Origin of the sequence: Mycolicibacterium litorale (assembly GCF_010731695.1) — a bacterium.
GTDB classification, from domain to species: domain Bacteria; phylum Actinomycetota; class Actinomycetes; order Mycobacteriales; family Mycobacteriaceae; genus Mycobacterium; species Mycobacterium litorale.
This window is the reverse complement of record NZ_AP022586.1, coordinates 4,294,328-4,310,981: the sequence shown is the minus strand read 5'-3', so window position 1 is coordinate 4,310,981 and position 16,654 is coordinate 4,294,328. Positions and strand designations below refer to the sequence as shown.

13 protein-coding genes and 2 pseudogenes are annotated in these 16,654 nt (G+C 70.8%); 9 read left to right on the top strand and 6 right to left on the bottom strand.

Annotation, left to right across the window (positions count from 1 at the left end):
• Positions 1-153: 153 nt before the first annotated feature.
• The 4 genes from G6N30_RS20495 to G6N30_RS20480 are packed head-to-tail and all read right to left on the bottom strand — an operon-like array spanning position 154 to position 4,281.
• Positions 154-411, bottom strand: a complete 258-nt coding sequence (locus G6N30_RS20495) for an HPr family phosphocarrier protein (protein WP_134058617.1) — start codon at positions 409-411, stop codon at positions 154-156.
• Positions 412-443: 32 nt separating this feature from the next.
• Complete coding sequence (locus G6N30_RS20490; protein ID WP_134058614.1) at positions 444-2,507, bottom strand: PTS fructose transporter subunit IIABC; 2,064 nt, start codon at positions 2,505-2,507, stop codon at positions 444-446.
• A gap of 20 nt (positions 2,508-2,527) precedes the next feature.
• Entirely contained in the window at positions 2,528-3,517 is a 990-nt protein-coding gene (gene pfkB, locus G6N30_RS20485; RefSeq protein ID WP_134058611.1) for a 1-phosphofructokinase, read from the bottom strand.
• Positions 3,514-4,281 carry a DeoR/GlpR family DNA-binding transcription regulator gene (locus G6N30_RS20480; protein ID WP_134058608.1) on the bottom strand — a complete coding sequence of 256 codons (768 nt, stop codon included), beginning with the start codon at positions 4,279-4,281 and terminating at the stop codon, positions 3,514-3,516. Before G6N30_RS20480 ends, pfkB begins: the two co-directional genes overlap by 4 nt.
• Before the next feature lie 41 nt (positions 4,282-4,322).
• On the opposite strand from G6N30_RS20480, the gene G6N30_RS20475 reads away from it, so the two are divergent.
• Both G6N30_RS20475 and G6N30_RS20470 read left to right on the top strand, forming a co-directional pair.
• Positions 4,323-6,062 (top strand): putative PEP-binding protein, encoded by a 1,740-nt coding sequence (locus tag G6N30_RS20475; RefSeq protein WP_134058605.1) that lies wholly within the window; start codon positions 4,323-4,325, stop codon positions 6,060-6,062.
• A 35-nt stretch (positions 6,063-6,097) separates the two neighbouring features.
• Positions 6,098-7,072: a pirin family protein gene (locus G6N30_RS20470; RefSeq protein ID WP_059159185.1), complete on the top strand. Its 975-nt coding sequence runs from the start codon at positions 6,098-6,100 to the stop codon at positions 7,070-7,072.
• A 2-nt stretch (positions 7,073-7,074) separates the two neighbouring features.
• Here G6N30_RS20470 and G6N30_RS20465 read toward each other — a convergent pair whose 3' ends face one another.
• Both G6N30_RS20465 and G6N30_RS20460 read right to left on the bottom strand, forming a co-directional pair.
• Positions 7,075-9,246, bottom strand: coding sequence for an FUSC family protein (locus G6N30_RS20465; protein WP_134058602.1), 2,172 nt, complete (start codon positions 9,244-9,246; stop codon positions 7,075-7,077).
• A gap of 32 nt (positions 9,247-9,278) precedes the next feature.
• Positions 9,279-9,845, bottom strand: coding sequence for a TetR/AcrR family transcriptional regulator (locus G6N30_RS20460; RefSeq protein ID WP_134058599.1), 567 nt, complete (start codon positions 9,843-9,845; stop codon positions 9,279-9,281).
• A 144-nt stretch (positions 9,846-9,989) separates the two neighbouring features.
• On the opposite strand from G6N30_RS20460, the gene G6N30_RS20455 reads away from it, so the two are divergent.
• The 7 genes and pseudogenes from G6N30_RS20455 to G6N30_RS20425 all read left to right on the top strand — a co-directional run bounded on the left by G6N30_RS20455 (position 9,990) and on the right by G6N30_RS20425 (position 16,653).
• Positions 9,990-10,625 (top strand): TetR/AcrR family transcriptional regulator, encoded by a 636-nt coding sequence (locus G6N30_RS20455; RefSeq protein WP_134058596.1) that lies wholly within the window; start codon positions 9,990-9,992, stop codon positions 10,623-10,625.
• Positions 10,626-10,737: 112 nt separating this feature from the next.
• A pseudogene (locus G6N30_RS20450) lies at positions 10,738-11,675 on the top strand (class I SAM-dependent methyltransferase).
• Positions 11,672-12,460 (top strand): SAM-dependent methyltransferase, encoded by a 789-nt coding sequence (locus G6N30_RS20445; protein ID WP_134058593.1) that lies wholly within the window; start codon positions 11,672-11,674, stop codon positions 12,458-12,460. The pseudogene G6N30_RS20450 and the gene G6N30_RS20445 overlap by 4 nt, the downstream one beginning before the upstream one ends.
• 73 nt (positions 12,461-12,533) lie before the next feature.
• Complete coding sequence (locus G6N30_RS20440; RefSeq protein WP_134058590.1) at positions 12,534-13,943, top strand: aldehyde dehydrogenase family protein; 1,410 nt, start codon at positions 12,534-12,536, stop codon at positions 13,941-13,943.
• A gap of 76 nt (positions 13,944-14,019) precedes the next feature.
• Entirely contained in the window at positions 14,020-14,886 is an 867-nt protein-coding gene (locus G6N30_RS20435; RefSeq protein ID WP_134058587.1) for an SDR family oxidoreductase, read from the top strand.
• Positions 14,887-14,892: 6 nt separating this feature from the next.
• On the top strand, positions 14,893-15,858 hold the full coding sequence (locus G6N30_RS20430; protein WP_134058584.1) for an NADPH:quinone oxidoreductase family protein: 966 nt from the start codon (positions 14,893-14,895) through the stop codon (positions 15,856-15,858).
• An 89-nt stretch (positions 15,859-15,947) separates the two neighbouring features.
• Positions 15,948-16,653: pseudogene (locus G6N30_RS20425) on the top strand (haloacid dehalogenase type II).
• Position 16,654 lies beyond the last annotated feature (1 nt).

The window sequence follows — 16,654 nt, the reverse complement described above, 5'->3', positions numbered from 1 at the left end:
TCGCGCCTCAGTGTAGACAGCAAACCGGGGACCGCTGCCAGGGGAGCCCGTCTTGTCACGCCATGTGGACCGGTCGAATGCACCTAGCAAGCGTAAGGGTATGCCGAGGGGGGTAGCTGCGGTTTCTTGTCGGAGGAACGACCGGTGCGGTGGCTAGGCGTCGAGGTCCTGTTCGACGAGTCCGGCGACGGTGTCCAGCGCCGCCGGGTCGTCGGAGGCGACGGTGACCTCGGTGCCGTTGCCCGCGCCCAGCGTCATGATCATCAGCGCCGACCCGGCGTCGACGGGTTCGCCGCCGGGGACCGAGAGCGTGACGGGGACGCCGGCGTTGACGACGGCCTCGGCGATGATCGCGGCAGGCCGGGCGTGCAGGCCGATGGCCGAGCCGACGGTGACGGTTCTTTCGGGCATGGCGAGGTCTCCTTGTGGGTTCCGGGGGTGGGTCAGGCGTTGGTGAGGGCGGGTGTCCGGTCCGCGGACACGGCGGGTTTGGCGAACTGTTTGGCGGCCACGACCGCGGCGGCGGCCGCTGCCGTGCCCACCGCGAGGGCGACCACGAACCACAGCAGGTTGCCGATGGCGAAGAAGACGAAGATGCCGCCGTGCGGTGCCTTCAGCGTGACGTCGAAGGCCATGATGAGCGCGCCGGTGATGGCCCCGCCGAACATCATCGACGGAATCACCCGCAGCGGGTCGGCCGCCGCGAATGGGATCGCGCCCTCGGAGATGAACGAGGCGCCCAGCAGCCAGGCGGCGCGGCCGTTCTCCCGTTCCGGTTCGGTGAACAGCGCGGGCCGCACGGTCGAGGCCAGCGCCATCGCCAGCGGCGGCACCATGCCCGCCGCCATCACCGCGGCCATGATGCGCAGCGACGCCGGATCGGCGACGTTGAGGCCGGCGGTGGCGAACGCGTACGCCGCCTTGTTGACCGGGCCGCCGAGGTCGAAGCACATCATCAGGCCGAGGATGACCCCGAGGATGATCACCGAGCTGCCGGACAGGCCACCGAGCCAGTTGGTCAGGCCCGAGGTGATGGCGGCCAGCGGGCGTCCGAGGAGCAGGAACATCAGCAGGCCGACCACAAGCGATGCGAACAGCGGGATGATCACTACCGGCATCAGGCCCCTGGCCCACTGCGGCACCTTGATGCGGCTGATCCACAGCGCCGCGAAGCCGGCGATCAGGCCGCCGACGATGCCGCCGATGAAGCCGCCGCCCACGTAGACGGCGACCGCGCCCGCCGTGAAACCGGGTGCGATGCCGGGCCGGTCGGCGATCGCGAACGCGATGTAGCCGGCGAGTGCGGGCACCAGGAACGAGAACGCCAGTCCGCCGAGCGTGAAGAGGATGGCGCCGAGGTACTGCAGGAAGCCGCCGGATGGCAGGTTGGTCAGCGAGTTGGTGGTGGCGATGATGTTGCCGAGCGAATTCGTCTCGCCTTCAGGCGTATTCGCGATGTCGTAGCCGGCGAACAGGAAACCGAGCGCGATCAGCAGACCACCGGCCGCGACGAAGGGGATCATGTAGCTCACGCCGGTGAGCAGGATCTGCCGGGTGCGGGTGCCCCAGCCGACGTCCCCCGAGGGGGCTGCCGCGGCCGACGCTCCGGCGCTGCCCTCGACGCGGGCGGCGTCCGGGTTGTCGGCGGCGGCCAGCGCGTCGGCGACCATCTTGTCCGGTTCGTTGATCGCGCGTTTGACGCCGGAGGCGATGACGGGTTTACCCGCGAACCGCTGGCGGTCCTTCACGCCGACGTCGGTCGCGAAGATGACGGCGTCGGCCTCGTCGATGGTCTGGGCCGACAGCGGGGTGCTGCCCGACGAACCCTGGGTCTCCACGTGCAGCGCGACGCCGGCCTTCTTCGCGGCGGCGACCAGGGAGTCGGCGGCCATGTAGGTGTGCGCGATGCCGGTCGGACAGGCGGTCACCGCGACGAGGGACCGCTGCCTGGCGGGTTCGGCGGCGGCTTTCTCGGCGGCGGGCGGCTGGGCAGCCGGTGCGGGGGCGGTGGGTGCGGCCTGCGGGTTCACCACACCCTCGACCAGCGACACCACGTCGTCGGCGGTGGCGGCCGCGCGCAGCGACGCGACGAAGTCCTTGCGGACCAGCGCGCGGGCGAGGCTCGACAGCAGCTTCATGTGCTCGGCGCCGCCCGACTCCGGTGCGGCGATCAGGAACACCAGGTCCGCGGGCCCGTCGGGGGCCCCGAAGTCGACGCCGGGGTCGAGGCGGGCGAAGCCGATGGTCGCGGTGTCCACATACGGGGACCGGCAGTGGGGGATCGCGATCCCCCCGGGCAGGCCGGTCGCCGACTGCCCCTCCCGCGCCAGCGCCGCGCCCACCAGGCCGTCGGGGTCGGTGGTGCGCCCGGCGTCGGCCAGGCGGTGCGCGAGGCGGCCGATGACGGCGGCCTTGTCTGCCGTGCCGGCCTGGTCGGCCTGGCCGTTTCCGGTGTCGAGCACCACCAGGTCGGCGGTGATGATCGGTGCTGCGGCGGGTGTGGACATGACGGGTCTTTCGGTCGGGATCAGGAGGTGACGGGCGCCGGGGTGACCGACGGGTGGATGGGGGTGACGGTCACGCCGTCGAGGTCGAGTTGCGCGGGGGTGGGCAGGGCGGTGCCGGGTAGCGCCGCGGCGGCCGAACCGTACGCCACGGCCGTCCGCAGGCGATCCGGTGGTGCGGCGCCGTCGACGGCCGCGCGAACGTATCCGGCCAGCGATGAGTCGCCGGCGCCGACGGTGCTGCGTGCCACGATCGGCGGCGGGGTGGCGAGCCACGCCCCGGTCGCGTCGACCAGCACCGCACCCGCCGCGCCCAGCGTGGCGAGCACGGCGCCGACACCACGGCCGACGAGACGAGCACCCGCCGCGACCACCGGTGCCGGGTCGCCCTGTGCCACAGCGGCTTCCAACTGTTCGGCGGAGCCGCCCACGAGGCCGGCCAGTTCCTCGGCGTTCGGTTTGATCAGGTCGGGTGCGGCCCGGTCGAAGCCCGCGGCGAGGGCGGCGAGCGGTCCCTCGGAGGTGTCCACCGCGACGCGGCACGGCAGCGACGCCAGCAGCGCGACGACGTCGGCGTACCAGCCGTCCGGCAGTCCCGGCGGCAGCGATCCGGACATCACCACCCACGATGCGTGGGCGGCGGCGTCGACGATCGACCGGGTCAGCGCCTCGCGGGCGGCGGCATCGAGGGCGGCCCCGGGCTCGTTGATTTTGGTTGTGGTGCCGTCGGATTCTGTGATCGCGAGGTTGGTGCGCACCGGTTCGGTCACCGCGACGGTGCGGAACGGCACGCCGCTGGAATGCAACGCGGTCACCAGCGGGTCGCCGGGTGCGGCGGGCAGCAGCGCGATGACGTCCATCCCGGCCTGCGTGAGCACCCGCGCGACGTTGACGCCTTTGCCGCCCGGCTCGCTGGTGACCGACGAGATCCGTTGCACCGCACCGCGGGTCAGTGGCCCGGGCAGCGTGACCGTACGGTCGATGCTCGGGTTGGGCGTGACGGTGACGATCATGCCAGCACCACCTCCACACCCCGCTCGACCAGTCGATCACGGTACGCGGGATCGATCTCGGTGTCGGTGATCAACGTGTCGACGCAGTCCAGCGGCGCGAAGCTGACCAACTCCTCGCGGCCGACCTTCGACGAGTCGGCGGCGGCGACGACGTAGTTGGCCGCCCGCACCATCGCGCGCTTGACCGCGGCCTCCTCGCTGTCCGGGGTGGACAGGCCGTGCCGCAGGCTGATGCCGTTGGTGCCCATGAACGCCACGTCCACCCGCAGGTCGTCGAGTACGGACAGCGCCTGCTCGCCGACGGCGGCCTGGGTCAGGCCGCGCACCCGTCCGCCGAGCAGTTGCAGGCGCACCGACGGCACCCCGGCCAGTCGGGCGGCGATCGGCACGGAGTTCGTCACGACCACGAGGTCGCGGTCGGTGGGCAGTTGCGCCGCGATCCGGGCGGTGGTGGTGCCCGCGTCGATCAGCACGCTGGCGCCGCTCGCCGGGACGTAGTCGACCGCCGCGGCGGCGATCGCATCCTTGTGGTCGGCCCGGGTGGCGTCGCGTTCGTTGACGCCCGCCTCGACGAGGTGCAGGGCGCGGGCGGGGACGGCGCCGCCGTGGACGCGGCGCAACAGGCCGGCGCGGTCGAGGGCCGCCAGGTCGCGCCGGACGGTTTCGGTCGTGACGTCGTAGGCCTCGGCCAGTTCGGTCACCGAGGCGCGCCCCTTCTGCATCACCAGCGAGGCGATGGCCTGTTGCCGTTCTTCGGCGTACATGGGACTCCGACTGTGTGGGATTGCGATGGGATGAATTGGTTATGTTTGGTTCTACGCCCGTTTGTGTTGTGTTGTCAACGGATTTCTGTAATCTGTCTCACATGAGCACATCAGGTGATGTCCCCGTCTCCGGCACGGTGCTGCGCGGGGTGCCCGTCGTCGTCGGCGTGCGGTACGCCCCGGTCGTGCGGCCGGGGCGCCTCCCGGCCCCGGAGGAGGACACGGCCGCACCGGGGGATCCGCTCGCCGAGGCCGAGCGGTTCCGGGCGGCCGTCACCGCCGTCGCCGGACGCCTGCGCGACCGCGCCTCCCGCACCGCAGGGGCCGCCGCGGAGGTGTTGTCGGCGACCGCGACGCTCGCCGAGGACCGGGCCTGGCTCGGGGCCGCCGAGAAGCGCATCGCCGCGGGATCGCCGGCCGAACCCGCCGTGCGAGACGCCGTCGCCCAGTTCACCGACCTCTTCACCACGATGGGCGGACTGATGGCCGAACGGGTCACCGACCTGCAGGACATCCGCGACCGCGTGGTCGCCGAACTGCGCGGGATGCCCGAGCCCGGGGTGCCGCTGCCGGACGTCCCGTCGATCCTGTGCGCCGAGGACCTCGCGCCCGCCGACACGGCGGGCCTCGACCCGTCGCTCGTCATCGGGTTCGCCACCTCCGGCGGCGGGCCCACCAGCCACACCGCGATCATCGCCCGACAGCTGGGCATCCCGTGCGTGGTCGCCGTCGGTGGACTCGACGACGTCCCCGCCGGGGCGATGGTGCTGATCGACGGCGACGCGGGCACGGTGACCGTCGCACCCGACCCGTCGGCCGCGGCGGACGCCGTCGCATCCGCGCGACGGGCCGAGGACCGCACGGCGCACTGGAGCGGGCCCGGCGCGACCGCCGACGGACATCCCGTGGGCATCCTGGTCAACATCGCCGACGGGGCGGCGGCGCGGGCGGCGCGCCAGACACCGGCCGAGGGCGTCGGCCTGTTCCGCACCGAACTGTGCTTCCTCGACCGCGACACCGAACCGACGGTGGCCGAACAGGCGCAGATCTACGGTGAGGTGCTCGACGCATTCGCCGGACACAAGGTCGTCATCCGCACCCTCGACGCGGGATCCGACAAACCGCTCGCCTTCGCGGGTCAGCCCGAGGAGGCGAACCCGGCGCTCGGCGTGCGCGGGGTCCGTATCGCGCACGGCAACCCGGGTCTGCTCGAGCGGCAACTGGCGGGCATCGCCGCCGCGGCCGAGGCCACCGGCAACCGGCCGTGGGTGATGGCGCCGATGATCGCCACCGCCGACGAGGCACGCGAATTCGCCGCGGCGGTACGGCGATTCGGCCTGACCCCCGGAGTGATGGTCGAGGTGCCCGCCGCCGCCCTGCTGGCCGACCGGATCCTCGAACACGTCGAGTTCCTGTCCATCGGCACCAACGATCTGGCCCAGTACACGATGGCCGCCGACCGGATGTCCGCCGAACTGGCCGCGCTGACCGATCCGTGGCAGCCGGCGGTGCTGGCGCTGGTCGCGATGGCGGCCCGCGCCGGGGCCGCGGCCGGTAAACCCGTCGGCGTATGCGGTGAGGCGGCGGCCGATCCGTTGCTCGCCTGCGTGCTCACCGGGCTCGGGGTGTCGTCTCTGTCGGCGGCGTCCGCGGCGATCGGGCGGGTCGGCGCGAAGCTCGCGGAGGTGACCCTCCCGCAGTGCCGGGAGGCGGCCGACGCCGTTCTGGCCAGTGCCGGGCCTGCCGAGGCGCGCGCCGCCGCGCTTGCCGCGCTGGGCTGAGGAATGAATCGGACCGCAGTCCGGTTATCGTGCACATGCCTGCCATCACCGCTGACACCCTGACGCTGCCCCGCGTGACGTCACCCGCGCCCTCCGACACCGAGCGGCCCGTCCGCTCGATCACCACCGGTCCCCGCGGCTTCGAAGGCGAGGGCTTCCCCGTCGTCCGCGCGTTCGCCGGCGTCAGCGCCGCCGACCTCGACCCCTTCATCCACATGGACCAGATGGGCGAGGTGGAATACGAGCCGGGGGAACCCCGCGGCACCGACTGGCACCCGCACCGCGGGTTCGAGACCGTCACCTACATGATCGACGGCCGGTTCGCCCACCAGGACTCCCATGGCGGCGGCGGCCTGATCACCGACGGCGCCACCCAGTGGATGACGGCCGGTTCCGGCATCCTGCACATCGAGACCCCGCCCGCCGAACTCGTCGAGAGCGGTGGCATCTTCCACGGCATCCAGCTGTGGGTGAATCTGCCGCGCAAGGACAAGTTCGCCGCCCCGCGTTATCAGGCCATCGAGGGTGGCGAGGTCAGGTTGCTGGCATCCGAGGACGGCGGCGCACTGGTCCGCATCATCGCCGGCGACATCGACGGCGCGCGCGGTCCGGGATCGACGCACACGCCGATCACGATGGCGCATGCGACCGTGGAACCCGGTGCGCGACTGAACATTCCGTGGAACCGGGACTTCAACGCGCTGATGTACGTGCTGTCCGGACGCGGCGCCGTCGGACCCGTCGGCCATCCGATCCGTCAGGGCCAGCTCGCGGTGTTCGGTCCCGGCGACCGCCTGAGCGTGGCGGCCGACCCCACCCAGGACTCCCACCGCCCGGCCCTCGAGGTGCTGATCCTCGGCGGCAGGCCGATCCGTGAGCCGGTCTTCCACTACGGGCCGTTCGTGATGAACTCGAAGTCCGAGCTGATCCAAGCGGTCGAGGACTACGAGGCCGGCAAGTTCGGCTCCATCCCGCCGGACGCGCTGATGCCGCACACGTCCGGGCGCTGACGTCAGTGTCCGACGGCCAGCGGTTGTTCGGAACGGGGGTAGAGCAACTCGAGCTCGCCCAGGTTCGCCGCCACGGTGACCAGCGGAAGCGCGGCGGAGACGGCCAGCTCGTTCTCTTCGGACTCCGGGTCTGCGGCCTCGCGGCGTAGCGCCAGCGCGAAGTCGTCGCTGATCGGCGCCGTGCGGTCGGTCTCGGGTGCGGGCCCGACCAGCCGCCTGCAGACCAGCGCGGCGTGGGCTTCGAGCACCAGGCGGGTCTGTGCGTACACATCCAGCGGCGGCGGGACGACGTCGGCGATCAGTTCGGCGGCGGCCCGCAACCGCACCGCCCGGTTCGCGGCCCGCACCACGGGCGCTCGCACGTCGGTCTCGCCGCCGTTCTCCGAAAGGTACTGGCGCACCGCGTCGTCGAGCGTCCGCGAGGCCTGCAACGCGGAATGGCTCAGCGCGGTGACCCGGTTGACGGCGTCCTCCGAGGAACCGCGGGTGACCCGCAGCACCGCCGACCGCAGGAACTCCGCACCCACCGCGCAGGCGTCACCCACCGCGGCCGACACCGTCGCCGACGCACCGCGCGGCCACAGCAGCAGCGACACCGTGGCGCCGACCAGGGCGCCCAGCACGACGTCCTCCACCCGGATCAGGCCGACCGCCCAGCCCGTCGGCTGGATGACGTTGAAGATGATCAGCACCATCATCGTGAACGCCGCCTGACCGGCGATGAACGAGGCGATCTCGGGGACGTACGCCGATCCGAACGCCACCACCGGCAGCAGCAGCCACATCACCGTCGGCTCGACGCCGACGATCTCGATGACCGCGACCCCGAGCAGGAAACCCATCGCGGTGCCCGCGACCGCCCGCACCACCCGCGTCCCGGTGGTCAGCGCGCTGCTGCGCAACACCGACATCGCGCCCAGGACCACCCAGAAGCCGTGTTCGATCGGGAAGACATGCGTGACCGTCACCGCCAGAGCGAGGCCCAGACCGGTACGCACGCTGTTGCGCAGCACGACCGCACGGGTGGCCACGAACCCCTTGGTGATCGCGGCGACCGCGGTGGTCTCGGGCATCACCCAGTCCGCCGCCCCGGTCTCGGGCAGCCGTCGCCCGAGCACCCGCGCCCACACCGGCCGCGCATCTGCTAGCGCGGCGTTGCGGATGATGCGTCCGGTCACCCCGACGGTGGCCGAGAACGTGCGGCGCCCGAGCAGGGTGCGGGCGACCGCGACCGCGGTGTCGTCGTCCGGCACCGCCAGGATCTGCTCGATGTCCTCGCGGTAGCGGCCCTGCGCCACCTCCCGCAGTTCACCGAGCGCGGCGTCCAGGTCGGCGGCGCGGGCGGCGCGGGCCTGGCGGTCGGAGATCCGCAGCAGCGCCGCCGCATCGCGCAGCACCCGCACGATCGGCGGCTTCATATCGCCCAGCAGGGCCCCGGTGTCGTCGGTGACGCGGTCGCAGAGCCAGCCCAGATCGTCGACCACCCGGACCAGCGCCCGGCTCCCCGCCGTCAGCGCCACGGGCCGGAAGTCGGTGTTGACGAAGTTCTCCCACAGCGCGTTCATGGCCCGGTTGACGTCCCGGGTCGACGCGGCGCCCTCGAGGCAGTCCCCGAGTGTGCGGCACACCGTCGCGGCATGACGGCGCAGGTCGTCGTGGTGGCGGGGCGGGAACAGGAACAGCGCGGCGGGCACGCAGACCGCCAGCGCGATCAGCCATCCGGTGAGCCGTTCGTGGATCGGGCCCGGCGCGGTGCACGCGGGCAACACGAACGTCAGCAGCGTGGCCCGCTGCCCCGCGGCGACCACCTCACTGAGCACGCCGGAGAACATCACCGCGACGCCGAGGACGAACATCAGCAGCACGGCCAGCCAGGGGTGCGGGGCGGTCAGCGTGCCCAGCGTGATCAACACCGCGCCGTTGAAGCCGAGACCCGCGTAGGCCAGTGCCCGGGCCGGGCGGTTACCGGGGAAGTCGGCCAGGATCAGCAGCGCCACCGAACCGAAGATCGTGAACATCGGCGCCTGCGATCCGCCGGCGACCGTGAAACTCACCGCCGCCGCGATCGGCAGCACGATCGCCGCCCGCGCCGCCCGGCGCAGCGCATCGCGTTCGGGGTCGCGGCGCTGGATCCGGTCGGCCGCCCGGCGCCACAGGACGGCCGGGGTCAGCATGATCGCCGATGGTAGACGGCGGTGGGGACGGTTCAGCGGCTCTCGGACACGGAACTGAAGCGGCCGGAGTCCAGCGCGTGGATCATCTCGGCGGCGATCCAGCTCAGCGCGGACTCGTCCGGCGGCAGGGTGGCCTGCTCGTATCCGACGAGGATGTAGACACACCAGGCCGCGAAGACCTCCGCCTGCCGCTCGTCACCCACCACTTCCAGGGAGGATTCGCGCATGATGTCGAAACGCTGGCGGTCGACGCCGGCCTGCACGGTGTAGACGTCCGGGTCGATCGAACTCCACACCCGGATCGCGGCCTCGGCGCCGTGCGGCAGCGCGAGTGCCTCCTGGATCAGCGTCTCGATGCGACGGTGCGGGTTGTCCTCGGCCCGGACCGCGTTGACGATGCGCGTGGTGCGCTGCTGACGCCAGTAGTCGACGAGCTCCCTGGTGTAGGTCGACCAGTTCGCGAAGTAGTGGTAGAACGACCCCGTCGTGACCCCGAGACGGTGGCACACTTCGGCCAGCTTGAGCCCGCCGTAGCCCTGATCGGCGAGTACGGCGAGACCCGTCTCGAAATACGCCTCCCGAGTGACCACGGCCCCCATGGGGGGACACAGTAGTTCCTGAACCCGGATTCGGGTGCCATGCCCCGGGATGGCTCGCCGCCCCGATTTGCTGAAAACGCGCCCGCGAAGGCGTCGCCCACACCATGTGCAGGGGCGCAACGTTAGTTATGGCACAATTTGACTGTGCCGCATACCGCCAGCCGAGGGCCGGGACGTCCCCCCGCAGCGAAGGCCGCAGAGACGCGTGAGCGCATTCTGCGTGCTGCGAGAGAGGTCTTCAGCGAACTCGGTTACGACGCTGCGACTTTCCAGGCGATCGCGATCCGGGCGGACCTGACGCGGCCGGCGATCAACCACTACTTCTCCAGTAAGCGCGTCCTGTATCGAGAGGTCGTCGAGCAGACCAACGCCTGGGTTATTAGCGCGGGCATGGAGAAGGCCCACGGGCAGACGTCGCTCCTGGGCCGGCTGTCGGCGTTCTTCTCGGCCGCCATGCACGCCGACTCCGAAGACCGTTCGGCCGCCGCGTTTCTCGTCACCTCGGTCCTCGAATCGCAGCGGCACCCAGACCTGCGCAGCGACGAGCACGACGCCCTGCGCATGTCGCGGTCGTTCGTGTCGTGGGCGATCAACGACGCCATCGAACGGGGCGAGCTCCGCACCGACACCGACATCCCGTCGATCGTCGAGATGCTCGTCGCGGTCATGTGGGGGATGGGTTTCTACGCCGGTTACGTGGGCGGTCCGCAGGAGCTCGCGGTCATCGTCGAGAAGTTCGAACTGCTGATGGCGAACAAGCTCTGGCAGCTCGCCACCTAGCCGGGTGAGATCGGACACAGACAGATAGCTTGCCTAAGCTATTCGGATAGCATGGGCGCAGCAAACGTTTGTTGACCGAGCGCCGCGTCGTGCGCGGCGGAAGGAACCCCCGATGAGCTCTCTTCGGACCGACGACGACACCTGGGACATCGCGACGAGCGTCGGCTCCACCGCCGTGATGGTCGCCGCCTCACGCGCTGCCGAGACCGAACGCGACGCGCCGCTCATCAGGATCCGTACGCCCGGCTGCTCGTCACCGGAGCCGGCACCGGCATCTGGGAGTCGGTGCTCGACGCCGACTTCGTCGAGAAGGTCGCCGAGGTCGACACCGAGGCCGCCGCGATCTTCGAGCACATGAACGGCTACCAGGCGGTGCGCACGCACTTCTTCGACGCGTTCTTCACCGCTGCCAGCGCGGCGGGGATCCGCCAGATCGTCATCCTCGCCTCGGGTCTGGACTCCCGGGCGTACCGCCTCGCCTGGCCGTCGGGCACCACCGTCTACGAGATCGACCAGCCCAAGGTCCTCGAGTACAAGGCCGCCACGCTCGCCGAACACGGCGTCGAACCCGCCGCCACCCGCCGCGAGGTGCCGATGGACCTGCGCTACGACTGGCCGGCCGCGTTGCGCGCCGCGGGCTTCGACCCGGCCCAGCCCACCGCCTGGCTGGCCGAGGGGCTGCTGATGTACCTGCCCGCCGACGCCCAGGACCGGTTGTTCGAGCAGATCACCGAGCTGTCCGCGACCGGGAGCCGCATCGCCGCCGAAACCGCCGGGGTGCAGGCCGAGGACCGGCGCCAGGAGATGCGGGAGCGGTTCGAGCGCATCGCCGAGAAGTTCGAGATGACCGCGACGCTGGACATCCAGCAGCTCATCTACGAAGACCCCGAACGCGCCGACGTCGCCGAGTGGCTCGACGCGCACGGCTGGACGGCCACCGCGGTCAACTCCCAGCAGGAGATGCGCCGGCTGGACCGATGGGCGCTGCCCGCAGAACTCACGGACGACAGCGCGTTCTCGACGTTCGTCACCGCCGAGAAGGTGTCGTGAGGAAACAGGGCGCCGGCGTGAGCATCGCGACCCGCGTGGGTCCCGAGGTGCTGCGCGCGGCGGCCGTCGCGAGCGTCACCGGCTGCGACGATCCGCTCGCCGCGGTACTGCTCGGGCGGCCCAAGGTCGCCGAGGTGCTGCAGCGGTCGGCGGAGCTGATCGACCAGGTCCCCGCGCTGGCCGCCGCCCACCACCAGATCGCCGACTACCACGCGATGCGCAGCCGGTTCTTCGACGCCTACCTCGCCGACGCCGCCGCCGCGGGTGTCCGGCAGTGCGTGGTGCTCGCGGCCGGACTGGACACCCGGGCGTTCCGCCTGCCGTGGCCGGACGGGATGACGGTGTTCGAGATCGACCAGCCGACGGTGCTGCGCTACAAGGAGAACGCGCTGACCGCGCACGGCGCTCGCCCCGCAGCCGACTGGCACCCCGTCGGCGTCGAGTCAGACTTGCCGTGGCCGACGCGGCTGTGGGAATCCGGTTTCAACCACAACGAGCCGACGGCCTGGCTGGCCGAGGGACTGCTGCCGCTGCCCGACGCCACGCAGGACGCGTTGATCACCGAGATGGACGGGCTCAGCGCGGCGGGCAGCCTGCTGGCGTTCGACGATGTGCTCGGCATGCGTTCGGGCCGTTCGGATGCGCCCGGCTGGTTGACGGCGCGGGGCTGGTGGACCGACGTCGTCGAGGTCCGGTATCTGCCCGAGCTGTCGGGCCGCCGCGACGACGGGGCGCAGTCCTACATCGACGACGCCCTGCTGGTGACCGCAGAGAAAGTCGCCTAGCGTCGGCGCAGCCCTTCTGGGCGGGCCAACCGGTTGGTTAGGATCAGGTCACTCCGGTCAGGAAGGACCAGCCATGACCACTGATTCCGCCACTTCGGCCACGGCCGCGCAGGCCACCACCGACATCCCCGCCACCGTCGCCCGGCTACGCCGGACGTTCGCCACCGGCCGCACCCGCGACATCGAATGGCGTAGACGCCAGCTCCGCGCCCTCGAACGGCTGATGGTGGACAACGAGGGCGCGATCGCCGACGCCCTCGAGCAGGACCTCGGCCGCAAACCGTTCGAAGCGTGGTTGGCCGACATCGCCAGCGTCGCCGGCGAGGCCAAGGACGCCGCGAAGAACCTGCGCAAGTGGACGCGGCGGCGCTACCGGATGCTCGAGATGTCGCAGCTGCCCGGGCTCGGCTGGGTCGAGTACGAACCGTTCGGGACCGTGCTGATCATCGGCGCCTGGAATTTCCCCTTCGCCCTCACGCTCGGACCCGCCGTCGGCGCCATCGCCGCGGGAAACACCGTGGTGCTCAAACCGTCCGAGGTGGCGCCCGCTTCGTCGGCGCTGATGGCGGAACTGGTGCCGCGCTACCTCGACAACGAGGCGATCGTGGTGATCGAGGGTGACGGTTCGGTCAGCCAGGAACTCATCGGTCAGGGCTTCGACTACCTGCTCTACACCGGCGGCACCGAGATCGGCCGCAAGGTCTACGAGGGCGCGGCTCCGCACCTGACCCCGGTGACGCTGGAGCTGGGCGGCAAAAGCCCGGTGATCGTCACCGCCGACGCGGACATCGACGTCGCCGCCAAGCGCATCGCCTGGACGAAGCTGATCAACTCCGGGCAGATCTGCATCGCGCCGGACTACGTGCTGGCCGACGCGAAGATCCGCGACGAACTGGTCGACAAGATCAAGGACGCGGTCACCACGTTCGAGTCGGGGAATCCCGACGGCAAGCGCATCGTCAACGAGCGGCACTTCGGCCGCCTCACCACCGCGCTGGCCGCCACCAAGGGCGACGTCGTGATCGGCGGCGGCTCGGACCCGGCGAAGATCAGCATCCAGCCCACCGTGGTCGTCGACCCGGACCCGGCCGAACCGCTGATGACCGACGAGATCTTCGGCCCGATCCTGCCGATCGTCACCGTCCAATCCGTCGACGACGCAATCGCTTTCGTCAACGAGCGTCCGAAGCCGCTGGCGGCGTACCTGTTCACCAAGACCAAGAGCATCCGCGAGCGGGTGGTCAAGGACGTGTCCGCAGGCGGCATGGTGGTCAACCACCTGCTGTTCCACTTCGCCACCCACAAGCTGCCGTTCGGCGGTGTGGGCCCGTCCGGGATGGGCGCCTACCACGGCAGGTTCGGCTTCGAGACGTTCAGCCATAAGAAGACCGTGATGACGAAACCGACCCGACCCGACGTCGGCGCCTTCATCTATCCCCCGTATACAGAGAAGGCTTGGAAGCTCGCCCGTCGGCTCTTCTAGCGATTTCGGTGTAGTTGGTGGCGCTGGGCGCGACCAGCCACGCCGAAATCACCACTGAACTCGTGAAAGGAAACCCATGCCAGGAGTGCAGGATCGCGTCATCGTCGTCACCGGTGCCGGAGGCGGACTCGGTCGCGAGTACGCGCTGACGCTGGCCCGTGAGGGCGCCAGTGTGGTGGTCAACGACCTCGGTGGTGCGCGCGACGGCACCGGTGCGGGTTCGGCGATGGCCGACCAGGTGGTCAACGAGATCAAGGAAGACGGCGGCCGCGCGGTCGCCAACTACGACTCCGTCGCCGAACCCGAAGGCGCGGAGAACATCATCAAGACCGCCATCGACGAGTTCGGCAAGGTCGACGGGGTGGTCAGCAACGCGGGCATCCTGCGCGACGGCACCTTCCACAAGATGACGTACGAGAACTGGGACGCCGTGCTCAAGGTGCACCTGTACGGCGGGTACAACGTCATCCGCGCGGCCTGGCCGCACTTCCGGGAGCAGAGCTTCGGCCGCGTCGTCGTCGCCACCTCGACCAGCGGGCTGTTCGGCAACTTCGGCCAGGCCAACTACGGTGCCGCGAAGCTGGGGCTCGTCGGCCTGATCAACACGCTCGCCCAGGAGGGCGCGAAGTACAACATCAAGACCAACGCCGTCGCCCCGATCGCGGCGACCCGCATGACGCAGGACATCTTGCCGCCGGAGGTCTTCGAGAAGCTCACCCCCGAGTACGTGGCGCCGATCGTGGCCTACCTGATGACCGAGGAACTCTCCGACACCGATTCGGTCTTCATCGTCGGCGGCGGCAAGGTGCAGCGCACCGCCCTGTTCCAGAACGACGGCGTGACGTTCAGCGACGGGGTGCCCACCCTCGACGACGTCGCCGCCAAGTGGGGCGAGATCACCGATCTGTCCGCAGCGCAGCAGGCCAGCTTCAAGCTCGGCTGACGGGACGTGAAAGCGCTTCTCGCGCAGGAGCTCTCGGGGCCGCCCGGCCTGGTCTACACCGATGTCGACGATCCCGTCTCCGACGAGGCGGTGATCATCGACGTCGGCGCGGCCGGGGTCTGCTTCCCGGATCTCCTGCTGCTGCGCGGTGAGTACCAGCTGAAGCTGGACCCGCCGTTCATCCCCGGTATGGAGGTCGCCGGTACGGTCCGTTCGGCACCCGAGGCGTCGGGACTGGTTGCCGGTCAACGGGTCTCCGCGTTCACGCTGATGGGCGGGTTCGCCGCGCAGGTGGCGGCGCTGCCGGACAGCGTGATCCCCACCCCCGACGGGGTCGACGACGCGCAGGCGGCCGCGCTGCTGGGCAACTACCACACGATGCAGTTCGCCCTGGCGCGCCGCGGCGGGCTGGTGCCCGGGGAGACCGTGCTGGTGCTCGGTTCGGCCGGCGGCATCGGCACCGCCGCCATCCAGCTCGCCAAGGCACAGGGCGCCACCGTGATCGCGATGGTGCACCGGCCGGGCGCCGAGGAGTTCATCTCCGGCCTCGGTGCCGATGTGGTGCTGCCGCTGGCCGACGGCTGGAAACAGGCCGTCATGGACGCCACCGGTGGGCGCGGCGTCGACATCGTGGTCGACCCGATCGGCGGCCCCGCGTTCGACGACGCGGTGCGGGTGCTGGCCCCGGAGGGCCGGCTGCTGGTGATCGGATTCGCCGCGGGCGGCGGGATCCCCACCGTGAAGGTGAACCGGCTGCTGCTGCGCAATGTCAGCGTCGTCGGAGTCGGCTGGGGTGAGTTCGTGCGGCGGAATCCGGGCGCCCAGTCCGCGGTCGGCGCCGAGCTCGGCGCGCTGGTCGCCGACGGTCTGCGTCCGCCGCCACCGGTGCGGTATCCCCTGGCCGACGGGCAGGCGGCGCTGCAGGCGCTGGCCGACGGCGAGATCAAGGGCAAGCTGGTCCTCGAGCCGTGATGAGCGCCCGCGCGAAGAACCGACAGCCCTGATGAGCGCTCGCGCGAAGAACCGACAGCCCTGATGAGCGCTCGCGCGAAGAACCGACGATGGTGAGTGTTCGGGCGCTGGCCTTCGACGTCTTCGGCACCGTGGTCGACTGGCGGTCGAGCGTCATCGCCGAACTGGACGAGTTCGGGCGCCGGCACGGGGTGTCCGCCGACTGGCCGGCGTTCGCCGACGACTGGCGGGCCGGGTACGTCCCCGCCATGGACCGGGTGCGCCGCGGTGAGCTGCCGTGGACCAAGCTCGACAATTTGCACCGGATGATCCTCGACGAGCTGCTCGACCGTGCCGGCGTCTCGGTCAGCGACGACGAGGCCGACCATCTCAACCGGGTCTGGCACCGGCTCGACCCGTGGCCGGATGCCGTCGCGGGGCTGACCCGGCTCAAGCAGCGCTACGTCATCACCACGCTGTCCAACGGCAACGTGTCGCTGCTGACGAACATGGCCAAACACGCCGGCCTGCCGTGGGACTGCGTGATCTCGGCCGAAGTGTTCGGCCACTACAAGCCCGACCCCGAGGCGTATCTGGGTTGTGCGGCGCTCCTCGACCTGGCGCCCGGCGAGGTGATGCTCGTCGCCGCGCATCCGTCGGATCTGCGTGCCCGCGCGGGACGCGGGTCTGGCGACGGCGTACGTCGTGCGGCCGCTGGAGCGTGGACCGGGCCGGGATTTGCCGCGCGTACGGGACGGCGAATTCGACGTCGTCGCTTCGGACTTCGACGACCTGGCCGATCAGCTCGATGGGTAGC